This is a genomic window from Aliiroseovarius lamellibrachiae, from assembly GCF_018599245.1.
GTDB classification, from domain to species: domain Bacteria; phylum Pseudomonadota; class Alphaproteobacteria; order Rhodobacterales; family Rhodobacteraceae; genus Aliiroseovarius; species Aliiroseovarius lamellibrachiae.
Map to the genome: position 1 here is coordinate 19798 of NZ_JAHEVJ010000010.1, position 13250 is coordinate 33047.

At 55.9% G+C, this 13250-nt stretch carries 12 protein-coding genes; 2 read left to right on the top strand and 10 right to left on the bottom strand.

Going from position 1 to position 13250, the window contains the following annotated elements; translation table 11 throughout:
• Positions 1 to 2: 2 nt before the first annotated feature.
• A complete protein-coding gene (gene dusA / locus KKW20_RS15490) occupies positions 3 to 989 on the bottom strand; it encodes a tRNA dihydrouridine(20/20a) synthase DusA (RefSeq protein ID WP_214568821.1) in 987 nt (328 codons plus the stop codon).
• 191 nt (positions 990 to 1180) lie between these two features.
• On the bottom strand, positions 1181 to 3850 hold the full coding sequence (locus KKW20_RS15495) for a molybdopterin-dependent oxidoreductase (RefSeq protein WP_214568822.1): 2670 nt from the start codon (positions 3848 to 3850) through the stop codon (positions 1181 to 1183).
• Between the two features lie 161 nt (positions 3851 to 4011).
• On the opposite strand from KKW20_RS15495, the gene KKW20_RS15500 reads away from it, so the two are divergent.
• Complete coding sequence (locus tag KKW20_RS15500; RefSeq protein ID WP_214568823.1) at positions 4012 to 4719, top strand: response regulator; 708 nt, start codon at positions 4012 to 4014, stop codon at positions 4717 to 4719.
• On the opposite strand, the gene KKW20_RS15505 is transcribed toward KKW20_RS15500, so the two are convergent.
• Complete coding sequence (locus KKW20_RS15505; protein ID WP_214568824.1) at positions 4692 to 7538, bottom strand: ATP-binding protein; 2847 nt, start codon at positions 7536 to 7538, stop codon at positions 4692 to 4694. The genes KKW20_RS15500 and KKW20_RS15505 overlap by 28 nt on opposite strands.
• On the opposite strand from KKW20_RS15505, the gene torT reads away from it, so the two are divergent.
• Positions 7537 to 8529, top strand: a complete 993-nt coding sequence (gene torT, locus KKW20_RS15510) for a TMAO reductase system periplasmic protein TorT (protein WP_214568825.1) — start codon at positions 7537 to 7539, stop codon at positions 8527 to 8529. The two genes, KKW20_RS15505 and torT, sit on opposite strands and share 2 nt — an antisense overlap.
• A gap of 83 nt (positions 8530 to 8612) precedes the next feature.
• Here torT and KKW20_RS15515 read toward each other — a convergent pair whose 3' ends face one another.
• The 7 genes from KKW20_RS15515 to KKW20_RS15545 form a co-directional block, all read right to left on the bottom strand.
• The gene (locus KKW20_RS15515; protein ID WP_214568826.1) at positions 8613 to 9380 is read right to left on the bottom strand and encodes an SDR family NAD(P)-dependent oxidoreductase; all 768 of its coding nucleotides are present in this window, start codon (positions 9378 to 9380) and stop codon (positions 8613 to 8615) included.
• 330 nt (positions 9381 to 9710) lie between these two features.
• On the bottom strand, positions 9711 to 10046 hold the full coding sequence (locus tag KKW20_RS15520; RefSeq protein ID WP_214568827.1) for a protein tyrosine phosphatase family protein: 336 nt from the start codon (positions 10044 to 10046) through the stop codon (positions 9711 to 9713).
• A gap of 60 nt (positions 10047 to 10106) precedes the next feature.
• Positions 10107 to 10991, bottom strand: a complete 885-nt coding sequence (locus KKW20_RS15525; RefSeq protein WP_214568828.1) for an MBL fold metallo-hydrolase — start codon at positions 10989 to 10991, stop codon at positions 10107 to 10109.
• Positions 10992 to 11004: 13 nt separating this feature from the next.
• Positions 11005 to 11460 (bottom strand): YeeE/YedE family protein, encoded by a 456-nt coding sequence (locus KKW20_RS15530; protein WP_214568829.1) that lies wholly within the window; start codon positions 11458 to 11460, stop codon positions 11005 to 11007.
• Positions 11461 to 11462: 2 nt separating this feature from the next.
• Positions 11463 to 11894: a YeeE/YedE family protein gene (locus KKW20_RS15535; protein ID WP_214568830.1), complete on the bottom strand. Its 432-nt coding sequence runs from the start codon at positions 11892 to 11894 to the stop codon at positions 11463 to 11465.
• Between the two features lie 134 nt (positions 11895 to 12028).
• A complete protein-coding gene (locus KKW20_RS15540; protein WP_214568831.1) occupies positions 12029 to 12499 on the bottom strand; it encodes a DUF302 domain-containing protein in 471 nt (156 codons plus the stop codon).
• Between the two features lie 116 nt (positions 12500 to 12615).
• Positions 12616 to 13185 carry a thioredoxin family protein gene (locus tag KKW20_RS15545; protein ID WP_214568832.1) on the bottom strand — a complete coding sequence of 190 codons (570 nt, stop codon included), beginning with the start codon at positions 13183 to 13185 and terminating at the stop codon, positions 12616 to 12618.
• Positions 13186 to 13250 lie beyond the last annotated feature (65 nt).

Sequence of the window (13250 nt, forward strand, 5' to 3'; positions counted from 1 at the left end):
TCCTATTCCGGGACATGTGACAGGGCGTGGGCCACAACGTCAATGCCCGCACCGGATTGATGCGCATTTTCGGACAAGCTGCGACGCCACATGCGCGCGCCGGGGCGCCCTGTGAACAGCCCAAGAATATGGCGCGTAATGGCATTTAGCCGCACACCTTGGGCCAGTTGCCGTTCAATATAGGGATACATTTCCTCTACCACCTGATGGGCGGTTTTTGGTTTGTTTTCAGCACCATATATATCTTGGTCCGCGGTCAAAAGCAGGTCACCCGGATTGTGATAAGCGGCCCGCCCAATCATCACCCCGTCCATGTGTTTGAGCTGTTCTTTCGCCTGATCCAAACTCGCAATACCGCCATTGATCGACAGATGCAGATGCGGGAACGCCTCTTTCATTCGGTGCACAAGCGGGTAATCCAACGGGGGAATGTCGCGGTTTTCTTTCGGGCTAAGCCCCTGCAACCACGCCTTTCGCGCATGGATGGTAAAGCGGTTGACCCCGGCGGCGGACACTTTTTTCAGGAAGTCCGGGAGGATATCTTCGGCCTGCTGATCATCGACGCCAATACGGCATTTCACCGTAACTTCAACACCTTGCGCCGCATCTTTCATGGCAGACATACAGTCCGAAACCAGTTGTGCGTCCCGCATAAGAACCGCGCCAAAGGTGCCTGATTGCACCCGATCCGACGGGCAACCGACGTTCAGGTTCACCTCGTCATAGCCACGTTCCACACAGAGTTTGGTGGCGGCAGCGAGCTCTTTTGGATCTGAACCGCCAAGTTGAACGGCCACTGGATGCTCTTCTTCATTGTACCCAAGCAAATGCAACGCCCCACCGCGCACCAAAGCGGGCGATGTGACCATTTCCGTATACAAAAGCGCGTGCTGGCTCATCAAACGATGAAAATACCGACAGTGACGATCGGTCCAATCCATCATGGGGGCCACGCTCAGGCGCGCTGCTGATTTAACAGGGGTCTTCAAGGCGATGCTCCGTCTGCAGTCGATCCGAGGGTTTTCATCCAGATCTTCGCAAAGGGCAAGGGGGTGGGTGTGGTTCCGTCATGTTTGGGAACGCGGCATGAGAGACATCAGGCACAATGACAACCCAATCTCAGCATATAAAAATGGCGACTTCAGGAGAGCCCAAAGCCGCCATTCTCTTTACTTTACAATCACTTCGCGTCAGCAGCGTTGGCCATCAGATATTCCATGACCAGTGCGGCTTCGTCTTCTTCAAGACCTGCGCGTGGGAACATCGAAGGGGTGATGCCTTTCCACTGTTGCTGCGTATAATGGGTCACTTCGCGCGGCGCGTGACAGACGGTGCAGCGTTCATAGAACAGTTTTTCACCCGGTGTCATATCGGCATAAAGCGATGCGGTTAAGGCTTCCAGCCGTTCCAGACCCAACAGCTCATCATCAATGGTTGCAAGCTCGATATCATCGATAATGGCTGGTTTTTCATAGGCCAAGTTGGGACCATCCGGGTCATCACATTTCTTCATCGACACCAAGGTGGTGTTGGCGGTGGTCGCCTGTGACAGGCCAGAGGCACGTTGGGTTGAGGTCAGGAAGTTGACCAGACCCGAGTTGCAGCGCCCTTTGCTGTCCACTTGTGGCCAGCAACCTTCATAGATCGAAATCACGCCGGGCATAATGTCATCGGACACCACGGCCCCGGCCAGAACGGCCCCACGATCATTGTAAAGCTCGACCAGATCCCCGTCTGCGATACCGCGGCTTTCGGCGTCTTGGGTGTTGATCCGAACAGGTTCACGACCTTGCACCTTGTAAAGACCGCGCAGGCTGGACGATTGGTCCATTTGGCTGTGCAGGCGGAACCAAGGGTGTGGGCTGACCACATGCAACTGACCTTCTTTCGCGTTGCCGAGGTATTCGTGTTTTTCCATCCAGACCGGCATGCCGGGGCAGTCTTCGATCTCCATATCCGCAATCAGATCACAGAACATTTCAATTTTGCCAGAGGTGGTGTGCAGCGGGCTGCCTTCTGGATCTTGATAAAACTCGCTGTGACGGGTCCATTTGCGCGCCTCATTCGGGACATTCATCAAGGCATAGCCTTTTTCCCAGAATTCTTCGAACGGCGTGGTTTCAGCCGCGGTGGAGCGTTCGTAGGCGGCTTTGATATGGAACATCTTGTCTTCGCTGTCGGTGAACTGTGCCCAGAGACCCAATTTATCCGCCAGACCTTCAAAAATCTCATAATCCGGCAGGGCATCCCCAATCGGCTCAATGACCTTTTTCATCGCATAGACGCGGTCGTTGGAATAGGTCCCACCCGAGGTGATGTCGTCCTGTTCCAGCGAGGTCGCAGCAGGCAAAGCAATGTCCACCCAACGGGTCGCCGCCGTCCACCAAACATCAACACTGACAATGGTTTCGACCTTTTCCAGCGCGCGGATCAACCGGTTGGTATCTTGCTGGTGCGACATAAAGTTGTTGCCCGCATTAAAGATCATCTTCACGTCAGGATAGGTGTCTTTATTGCCATTATAGCTGAACTCTTTGCCGGGGTTTTCCAGCATTTCAGTGATCCGGCTGGCCGGGCAGATTTTCTTGACCCAGTTGCGGCCTTGGCTCAGGCCAGACGGTGTGGATTTGCCCGAAGCAGGCATCCCGCCATTGCCGTAATGCCACGAGAAACCAACACCTTGGCCCGGCTTACCGATCTTGCCGGTGAGGGCCGCAAAGTTGATGATCGCCCAGTGGGTCATCTCGCCGTGTTGGGCGCGTTGCAGCGACCAAGCGCCCGCAATTTCGGTTTTAGAGGTTGCCAGAAGCTCCGCCAGATCTTTGATCTCTTGGGCGTCCATTCCGGTGATGCCAGCGGCCCATTCCGGTGTTTTTGGCGTGCCGTCTGTGTCACCTTTCACATAGGCAATCCACTTGTCGGCGCCCACGGTGTATTTGGCCATATACTCTTTGTCATCAAGTCCTTTTTCCAGCACATGATAGGCCATCGCATTAAACAGCGCGACATCGGTGTTGGGGATGATTTGCTTCCAGTCCGCGTTCAGATATTGGTCGGACGCAGTGCGTTGTGGGTTGATCGAAATGAACTTGATGCCCGCATCGCGGATGTCTTCCCAATGTGAATACATGCCGTGGTCTGCCACGCGATATTCAACGCGGTTATTCTTGATCGGATCACAACCAACCAGAACAAAGACTTCGGTTTCATCGCGGATGGTTTCCCAAGCGGATTGGGCGGAATACACTTCCATATCACCAATGATATGCGGCAACGCCACTTGGCTCGCCCCGGCGGACCAGTCCCCTGCGGTGTTGGTGCAACCGCCCATCAGGTTGATCAAACGCCCCTGAAGCACGTTTGGACGGAAGGTGCCCGCGTTGGACCAGCCCCCGTATGACGAGCTAAAGATCGCTTCATTGCCCTGGTTGGTGGCGGTATCAAGCAGCGCTTTTGCGGTTAGGCTCCAGGCGGTATCCCAATCCACGCGCACGTATTCCTCTTTGCCACGCAGTTCAGGTTTGGTGTCGCCGGTTTCCCAACCCTCAAGATAGGATTTGCGCACCATAGGATAATCGATCCGGGTTTTGTCATATGTGCGTTCCAGCAGGCCGGTGTTCAGCATTTCGGTTGGCCGGGCATCCAGCTCCATCATATTGTTGATGCCAACAATTTTGCCTTCGCGCACGACGGCTTCAAACGGGCCAAAGTGGCTGGCGTGAAACGTGCGGCCAGAGAAAGAGTTCGGATCAATCGACGCAATCGCAGTAGATCCCAAAAGGCTGGTGGCGCCGAACATCGCGGCCCCCCCTTGCAAAAAGGCGCGGCGGGTTGGGGTGGCATAGGTCATGATAACCTCCATCGGTTAAGTGTTCCGTTGCCCCAAACCTTAAGCATGCGATGTGAACCGGTCTTTCATCTGCAATGAACAGGCTGTTCGAGTTTGTAAAAGAATGTAAAAATGGTCTAAAATCGCTGGAGGGCCTTCCCCACAAGGACTAAGACACCGTCATGGCACAGCATATTATCATCGTAGAAGACGACAGTGTGACCCGCAGGCGGCTGGCGGCCTCATTGCGTAAACAGATGTACCGCGTGTCAGAAGCCGAAGATGCGGATCAGATGGAAGAGATATTAACCCGTGATCCCGCGGATCTTTTGTTGGTGGACATCAACCTTGATGGCAAAGACGGGCTGACCATCACCCGCGAACAACGTGCCAAATCAAAGGCGGGTATCATCCTGTTGACCAGCCGCGATGATCAGATTGACCGGATTATTGGGCTTGAAATGGGCGCAGATGATTATGTGACCAAGCCGTTTGATAAACGAGAGCTGTTTGCCCGCGTGAAAAACCTATTGACCCGGATCAGCGAAATTGGCCTGACCTCAGCCCCTGCCCCCGACCCGGTTTGGCGTTTTGGCCGTTGGGTTCTTGATCCCATGCGCCGCCGGTTGGTGGATGAGACAGGCGAGGTGGAACCCCTGACCCGCGCCGAATTTGAACTGCTGCACGCCTTCACCCGCTATCCCGGTGTGATCCTATCGCGTGATCGTTTGCTGGACCTGATCCAACACCGCCAATGGGCACCGGACAATCGCACCATTGATGTACTTGTCGGACGGATCCGCAAGAAGATCGAGGTCAACCCCGCCCTGCCCAACTGGATCATCACGGTGCATGGCGAGGGTTATGTTTTTGCCGCATCAGATGTCTGACTTTCCAGGCTGAGCTGCGCCTGTTTGGCAGCCAGTAACAGTGTCTGGCGTGCAGCGTCTGCCGAGATCACAAGCGCATCCTCATAGGTTTCCAACACATCTCCATCCGCAGAAGATGCTTCAATTTCAGCCAGTTGCGCGCAAAACTTGGTCAAACGGTAATTTGCGGACGCGCCTTTTAGCCGGTGTGAAAGCTTGCGCGCGGCCTCACCATCGTTCTCACGCAGTGCCGTCAAAAGATCCGGCACTGTGCTGTCCAGTTGGCGCAGGTATTCCCCTATAATCTCAGCCGTTTCTTCCGCCCCAAGGTCTTCCATATCCTCACGCAGCGCCGTCAGGGTAGAGCTGTCGGTTTCACGGTCCGCCTCCACAAACGCCTCTCCTCCGAGCACCTCGCGCAGCATCCGGGGGGACACAGGTTTGGTCATCACCCGCGCCACACCCAAACGCGCGCGCTCCTCTGGGGTGTCGGAGATATTATGCGCGGTCAAGGCCACCATAAGGGGGGGATTGGACAGCTGTTTGGTGATCTCAGCGGCAACCTCAATCCCTGTCATATCCGGCAGATCCAGATCCAAGAGGATCACATCAAACGCGGCGCCATCCCCCTTTATGGTCGAGGCCAAAGCGGCCTTACCCGTTGCGGCATCCGTCACCCGACAGCCCAGGCGTTCCAGATATCCGTGGGCCACCATCCGATTGACCGCGTTATCCTCAACCAACAACACATGTTGTCCAAGGTCCGCCACAGGCGAGGTTTCCGTAACACGCGCCACCTGGCTCAGGTCCCCTTCTGGCAAAGAAACGGTCAAAGAAAAGCGCGACCCCATGCCCGGTTCGCTTTCCACACTCAGCAGCCCGCCGATCACTTCGGTCAAGCGGCGTGAAATCGACAGGCCAAGCCCCATGCCTTGAATGTCCGCTTTTTGCCCCGGATCCGCGCGCCCGTAGGCGTCAAAAATGTAATCCATGTCCTGTGCGGCAATGCCAATGCCGGTATCGACCACCACAAAGCTGATGACATGCCGCGCTTTTTCATCGTCAAAAGCATGTTCCACCACCAAATCGACCCGCCCGTGGTCGGTATATTTTGTGGCATTTGACAGGAGGTTCACCAACACTTGGCGGATTTTGGCAACATCACCGTAAAACGCAAAAGGAAGATCCGCAGGCACCTGTACGCCATATCCAAGCCCGCGTGCCTCGGCGCTGACGCTGAGATAGGTGCCCAACTGGCCCAAAAGATCCCGCGTATCAAAATGCACAGGGGCAGCACGCATTTTATCGCGTTCGGTGCTCGCGTAATCCAGCAGATCATTGGTGAGACCCAACAGATGTTCTGCCGACAGCCGCGCGATGTGCAACCGGTCACTTTCTTTGCGATCTTGCCCCTGCCCCGACATGTCACTTTCCAACAGGCGCAACATCCCGATGATACCGTTTAACGGCGTGCGGATTTCATGGCTCATCATTGCGAGGAATTCTGACTTGGCGCGATTGGCATCCTCGGCTTCCGCGCGTGCAACATCATGGGCTTTCATCTCGGTCACAATGTCACCAGTGCGCAGCCGCACGGTTTCCTCAAGCTCATCACGAAGCTCACGCGCCTTGGCGGCCCGTCCGCGCAGGATGTGCAGCGCCTTTTCCATCTCGCCAATTTCATCGCGGCCACTGACCGGAATATCGCGGTCGTACTCCTCATGCGCCAATGCTTCGATATGTTGCGCCACGCCGCGCAGACGGCCCACCACCTGGCGGCGCGCAAACTGCCAGCTGACAAAGGCCGCCCCTGTTGCCAAGACCAGCAGCAACCCAAGCCCGACAGAGATCCGTCGCCCGAGCGTTTCGGTGCGCTGTTGCGAGCGCACCGCGTTGGCCTGAAGACGCGACAAAAGATCATCCGATAAATTGGTCAGACGGATCACATCCTTGCGGATTTGCACAAGCAAGCTCGACATTTCGCCACCATCCGACAGCACCACAGCCTGCCGGGCGAAACTCCCCCCGGGCAAGAGTTCTTTGCGCAGCAAAGCCATCAGGTCCACAGCCCGCGCCCGTGCCGCATTTGCCACGAGATAGCTCAAGCGTCGTTCCGCAAATTCAAGTTCCGCAATCGCCAGCGTCCGCTGCTGCCCCAATATCTCCGCATCGGTCAGATCCACCACGCGCAACAGCATGTTTCCCGCTTTGTCGATTGCGCGCCCCAGCTCCACCTGACGGTCGTAGGCAAAGAAATCACGGTCCGCCAGCCCATCCAATGTCTCGCGCGATTGCGGGCCGGATTTGACATAAAGATCCGCGATTGTCGCTGTCACGCGCACACGCGCGATATCCAGTTGGCTGGCCAACAGATCCTGCATTTCTTCCAATATGTCCGCGACGAAAATCATCTGCCGATCAAGACCCTGCCGCTGTATCAAGCGGCTTTCGGCGACCTCACCAAGACGCGAGATCGCGGTTTGCAATTGCTGTAACAGCACAATGCGGTCACGTTGCGAAGGGACAGCGTCCTTCCGGTCCAAGGCTTGGAAATCCGACAGCAGTTCATCCAGTTCAAATTGCAACGAACGCACAAGCCCTTGCAAATCGTCCAAATTCCCCACTTCGGAAAAGGATGGGGCCAGCGCGGCCACAAACACACTTTCATCAGAGATTTTGCGTGCCAAGGAGAGCGCAGGTAGGTTGTTTTGTATCAAAGCGCGCTGTTGCCCGGACAGATACCAGTTTGCCCCAAGGGCGACCAAACTGACCAAGACGGATAAGCTCACAATGAAGGTGAACACCCGAAGCAATTGTTTATCAAAGCCGATCTGCCGCATGGCGCGACGGTATGGCGAATTGCGGCCCGCTGCAATCCTAACCCTCATCTGCGTGTTGATGGGGATGTCCGCCCCGTTGCCCGCCGTTGCACAAGGCAAAGCGCGCGCATCGATCTGCGTGGTTGTTCCTCATTTCAAGGACGAATATTGGCTGAGCGTCGGTTTCGGTCTGCAAGAGCAAGCGGCGCAATCCAGGGTGGATTTGCTGTTTTACGAATCTGGCGGGTATCTGGCCTTGTCTCGACAAATCCCCTTGTTAGAAACCTGCCTGTCCAACGGGGTGGATGCCATTTTACTGGGGGCCGTGTCGGCGGACGCGCCAAAGATGTTGGCAGCTGTGAAAGCGGCCAGCCAAACCGTGCCTGTGCTTGCTTTGGTCAATGCGTTGCGCGCGCCGGATCTCGCCGCCTCCATCGGGGTGGATTGGCGCGAGATGGGGGAGGCTGTTGGGGCATATTTGGCAAGTCGCCACCCCAAAGGCACCGCGCCGGTTCAGGTGGGGTTTATCACCGGCCCGAAAGATAGCGGATGGTCCCCCCTTCTTGAGGACGGTCTGCGACAGGCTCTCGTTGAAAGCTCGGCCGAGATTGTCACCACCCGCCATGCTGATACTGGGCTTCGCGAACAATTGCGCGAAGTTGAAGCAGTGTTGGCTGAAATTCCCGATCTGGATTACGTCATTGGCAGCGCCCCCGCCATTGAGGGCGCTATGGGACTGGCTGCGCAAAATGTTGGGAACTCCCCAAAACTCATTGCCACCTATATTAGCCATTCGGTGCGCCGGGGGTTGCAAAGCGGCAAGGTGCTGGCGGTCCCCTTTGATGATCCGGTCGCGCAGGGTCGATTGGGGGTTCTGGCTGCTTTGCGCGCCATCAACGGCGAGATTTCCCCCACCCTTATCGGGCCAGACATCAGGCTGATTGATACAGACAATCCAGACAAAGACCACCTGCCCCTGGCGCCTGCTGGGCTTGTCCTGGCGATTGAATAGGCGCGAAACCGGCGCGCTGTATTTTTCAACGAGCCGGTTTCAATTGTTCCGTTTCCGCAAATTATGCTGCGATCTTTGGATGGTTAGCGCGGCGCCATACGGATTGCGCCGTCCAGACGGATCACTTCGCCATTCAGCATCGGGTTTTCCACAATGTGGCGGGCAAGGTTGGCAAACTCATTTGGGTCACCAAGACGCGATGGGAACGGCACCTGAGCGCCAAGGCTGTCCTGCACCTCTTGCGGAAGGCCCGCCACCATGGGTGTTTTGAAAATACCCGGTGCGATGGTCATCACCCGCACACCGTCGCGCATCAGGTCGCGCGCCATCGGAAGGGTCATCCCCACAACGCCCCCCTTGGAGGCAGCATACGCCAGCTGGCCGATCTGACCGTCAAAGGCCGCAATTGAGGCCGTATTGATGATCACCCCGCGCTCGCCATCTGCGTTCAATGCGTCGGTTGCAACCATGCCTGCTGCGGCTTGGCTGGCGCAGTTAAACGTCCCGATCAGGTTTACGGTGATCACTTTGGCGAACATCTCTGCGTTATGCGGCGCGCCTTTGGATACGGTTTTTGAGGCGGGCGCGATGCCTGCGCAATTGACCATAATGTGTTCTTGGCCGTGGGCGGCGCGCAGGGTCTTGAAGCCTTCTGCGACCGAAGCTGGGTCCGCGACATCCACCTTGGCAAATGTCCCACCGATTTTGGCGGCCATTGCGGTGCCTGTTTCTTCATTCAGGTCGAAAATACCGACTTTGGCCCCTGCTGCGGCCAAGGCTTGCGCCACAGCGCCGCCCAATCCGGATGCCCCGCCCGAGACGACGGCAACGGTGTTTTCTGTGATCTGCATGAAAGCGTCCCCCAATGGAATGAATGTTGGGCTGGCCTAGCATTAATTGCACAAGCGTTCAATTGTCGGTCCGCAAAGTTACGCTGCGTCCCCTTGCGCCCTTTGTCGCGGGTCAAAGGTTTCATTCAACCACAGCGAGACCTCCTCCGAACAGGTCAGCCCCTCGTAACGATGGATAATGCGAAAATGTTGCGTGCCGATGGCCAGCCCATTTTGTGGGCGGCGCAAGAACGATTTGATCACCACTCGGTCCGATTTCGAAGAATGAGACCCTGCATTCAACTGTGGTGGTGCTCCGCTTGGGCGCGGAACACCTGTTTTATCAATTGGTTATCGGTTGGCCTCTGCCATTGACCACAGGATCTCGCAACGTGTTCCAGACCGGCAATAGGCAAACACTGGCCCCGGGGCTTCATCCACAACGCGGGTGAATTCCGCCATCACCGCCAGCGCATCTTCGCGGCTGGACATCGGCAAAAAGGACGTTTGCATCCCGGCAGCCTCAGCCGCTTGGGATATTTCGGCCCAAGTGGGTTGGCCGGGGTCTTCGCCATCCGGGCGATTACACATCAAGACGGTGAAACCGGCTTCTTTAATGGCTGGCACATCCGACACCGCAATTTGCGGGGCAACCGTAACCCGGTCGCTCAGTTTCTTCGCTATCATATGATCCTGTCCTCATATTTGCGCGGCATCAGCCACATTCATCGGATAATCAGAATGCGTTCACAGCGCGTTCACCGGGACTTTCAGAAAGGTGTTCCCCTCTTCATCCGCCGGTGGCATTTCTCCCGCGCGCATATTGACCTGAAGTGAGGGGATGATCAACTTCGGCATGTCCAATTCTGCATCCCGTTTGGTGCGAAACTGCACGAATTCCTCTTTGGTCTTGCCGCCGCCCACATGAATATTGTGGGCTTTCTCATCCGCCACGGTGGTTTCCCACTGAATGTCGCGGCCGTTTGGACCGTAATCGTGACACATGAACAGGCGCGTCTCATCTGGCAAAGACAGCACTTTTTGGATCGAGTCATAAAGCTCGCCCGCATCCCCACCGGGGAAATCAGCGCGCGCTGACCCGCCGTCTGGCATGAAAAGTGTGTCGCCGACAAAAGCCGCATCCCCCATCACATGCACCATACAGGCGGGCGTGTGTCCGGGGGTGTGCACCACCTGCGCCTGCATTTCACCAACCATATAGCTGTCGCCATCCTCAAACAGCTGATCAAATTGGCTGCCGTCGCGCTGAAATTCTGTGCCTTCGTTGAACACTTTGCCAAACACGTCTTGGACAACGGTGATGCCCGAGCCAATGCCAATTTTTCCACCCAGTTTTGATTGCAAATAGGGGGCGGCTGACAGGTGATCCGCGTGCACATGGGTTTCAATCACCCATTGCAGCTCCAACCCATTTTCTTGAATGTAATCAACAATCTGATCCGCATTCTCATGGGAAATCCGCCCGGCGGCATAGTCGATGTCCATCACGCTGTCGACCACCGCACAGGCCATCGTCGCGGGGTCTTTCACAACATATGAAATCGTGTTGGTGGCTGGGTCGAAAAATGCTTTGACCACGGGTTTGACAGTGGCAGTGATACCCATCGACATATGCTTTCCTATTCTATTGTGGCGCCCGGTGGCGCAGCTGCGCATCACGCCGTTTTGCGGTTTGGGCAATCATCCAGCGGGCGGCGAACAGCCCCGCGATCATCGAAACCATGAAAAGGGCAACGTCTTGATTGCCGGTTGAAACCACCGGAAGCGCGGCCCCCGGACAAAAGCCCGCAAGCCCCCAACCTAGTCCAAAGGTCAGGCTTCCCAGCACCAATTTGCGATCGATAAGCCGCGTGCCCGGCAGGGTGAACTCCCGATTAAACAGGGGCTGACCCCGGCGGAAAACAAGATAGTACCCAGGCGCCGTGACCAACAGCGCGCCCCCCATCACAAAGCCAAGGCTTGGATCCCAAGTTCCTGCAATATCGAAAAAATTCAGCACCTTGGCTGGGTTCGCCATGCCGGAAATGGAAATCCCCAGGCCAAAAATCAGCCCAATGGCGTAGATCAGAATAAGCTGCATATTCACCCCCCCACCAAATGACGCATGACAAAAACCATGACCGCGGTTCCGGCCATAAAGCTGAGTGTGGCCACGATCGACCGGGGGGACAAACGCGCCATACCACAAACGCCGTGGCCAGATGTGCAGCCTGCCCCATAGGTCACGCCAATGCCGACAATAAAGCCGCCAATGATCATAGTTGTGCGGCTGATCGGCACCTCAATCGTGGGCAAGCTTCCGGTCAGGAACAGATAGACAAAAGGCCCCGTCATCATGCCCAACAGGATCGCGGCGCGCCACGCCCAATCGGTTGAACTGCTGGGTTGCAAGAACCCGGTTAAAATGCCCGTGGCGCCAAACACATTGCCCCGCGCCCACATCAGCATGACTGACGCCAAACCGATCAATAGCCCCCCGAAGGTTGACGCCAAGGGGGTGAATTCTGTTTCCATTTTGATTGCCTCACTCAGATCCAATTCGCATGAGACAAAGGTAATGCGGTGCGTGAGGGCTGGCAAGCGGTTACATTCGGTTTAGTGAATGCTTTTGACTCAGATCAAAGACACACCCCGACGCGCCAATGCGATCACTCAGCAACCGCCTCTTGCACAATTCCATCAAGCAAGTCCTGCACCGCCTGCATCTCGCCCTCAGGATATTTGCGATAGCCCACGACAACTTCGCCCTCACGATCCGACACGAAAATCGAATAGGGGCAATATGAGATATTCATCGGGTTGGCTTCCATCACCTTTCGGCTAATGACAGCAGAGCAGAATAGAAAAATATCAGCGTTTTCAAAGAGAACCACGTCAGATCCCACATCTTTTCCAGTCCGTGCCAGCATCTCGCCAGTGTGGCTGGTGTGGTCAATTTTCAGGCCGGCCCCAACAATTGCGCTTTCCACTGCAAAGGTTGCATCGTCAAAATCGCCATCAAATGGATAGACAATCCCCGTACCCACGTCGCGTGCATTTGGCCCTTGGGCGGCAAGCGGAGCGGCGAGAAGAAGAGTGGTGATTACACCAGAAGTGACGATCGACAAAAGGGGGCGCATGGGGGTCTCTTTCCACGGTTATAGGGCGGAGCCATAGGCGGACGGACCGCCACCGGATCCTGAACACATTCAGTTTCAGGCATATTCGCAGCCCTTTCACCGTCTGGCAAGACCTATCACCAAACCTCTGGTGTCAATCCCTGTTCCGCCAAGGTCTGAAACTCCGCCTGCAAATAACGTTGAAATAACTGAGACTTATACGCATCTGATGACACGTATTCGAGGGACTTTAGAAAGTGAAACGGCTTGAAATACCCCGGCATGCGAAACACCTCTGCCGCCACGCCCTCTTCTTTGGAAAAGATCACACTGGTTGGGGTGAAATTAATCCCCCATTGCGCCGCCAATTCTCGTTCTTCGAGGGGGGTGCCGTTCAAATCAACCACCTCGCGCGCGCCCCACAGATTAAGCTGCACAACCACAAAATGCTGTTTCAAATGGCTGACAATCTCGTCACGCGCAAAGTTCACCTGATGCAGTTCACGGCAATAGGGACAGCCCTTTTGTTCAAACAACACAAGCAGATCCTTACCCTCTGCTGTGGCCTCATCAAGATCATCGGCGAGCTCAAGAAAACTGTCGGTGAGCCACGGCTGTACATACAGGCCATCGTCGCCCAACTCGGCCGCCGTTGCGGGCATAAGATGAAGACAGATCACGGTGAGTAGGCACACGAAACGTCGCATATCGCTCTCCTGTTTAAGCAGTCAGACCAGCCTAACACGAGATGGGGATTTCACCAAAACCCAAC

What these genes read in the sequence shown, in the direction of transcription:
- KKW20_RS15525 (WP_214568828.1), bottom strand. Translation starts at nt 10,991, where the DNA reads ATGTCGATGGGTATCACTGCCACTGTCAAACCCGTGGTCAAAGCATTT.
- KKW20_RS15540 (WP_214568831.1), bottom strand. Translation starts at nt 12,499, where the DNA reads ATGCGCCCCCTTTTGTCGATCGTCACTTCTGGTGTAATCACCACTCTT.
- KKW20_RS15520 (WP_214568827.1), bottom strand. Translation starts at nt 10,046, where the DNA reads ATGATAGCGAAGAAACTGAGCGACCGGGTTACGGTTGCCCCGCAAATT.
- KKW20_RS15515 (WP_214568826.1), bottom strand. Translation starts at nt 9,380, where the DNA reads ATGCAGATCACAGAAAACACCGTTGCCGTCGTCTCGGGCGGGGCATCC.
- KKW20_RS15505 (WP_214568824.1), bottom strand. Translation starts at nt 7,538, where the DNA reads ATGCGGCAGATCGGCTTTGATAAACAATTGCTTCGGGTGTTCACCTTC.
- KKW20_RS15530 (WP_214568829.1), bottom strand. Translation starts at nt 11,460, where the DNA reads ATGCAGCTTATTCTGATCTACGCCATTGGGCTGATTTTTGGCCTGGGG.
- KKW20_RS15495 (WP_214568822.1), bottom strand. Translation starts at nt 3,850, where the DNA reads ATGACCTATGCCACCCCAACCCGCCGCGCCTTTTTGCAAGGGGGGGCC.
- KKW20_RS15545 (WP_214568832.1), bottom strand. Translation starts at nt 13,185, where the DNA reads ATGCGACGTTTCGTGTGCCTACTCACCGTGATCTGTCTTCATCTTATG.
- torT (WP_214568825.1), top strand. Translation starts at nt 7,537, where the DNA reads ATGGCGCGACGGTATGGCGAATTGCGGCCCGCTGCAATCCTAACCCTC.
- KKW20_RS15500 (WP_214568823.1), top strand. Translation starts at nt 4,012, where the DNA reads ATGGCACAGCATATTATCATCGTAGAAGACGACAGTGTGACCCGCAGG.
- KKW20_RS15535 (WP_214568830.1), bottom strand. Translation starts at nt 11,894, where the DNA reads ATGGAAACAGAATTCACCCCCTTGGCGTCAACCTTCGGGGGGCTATTG.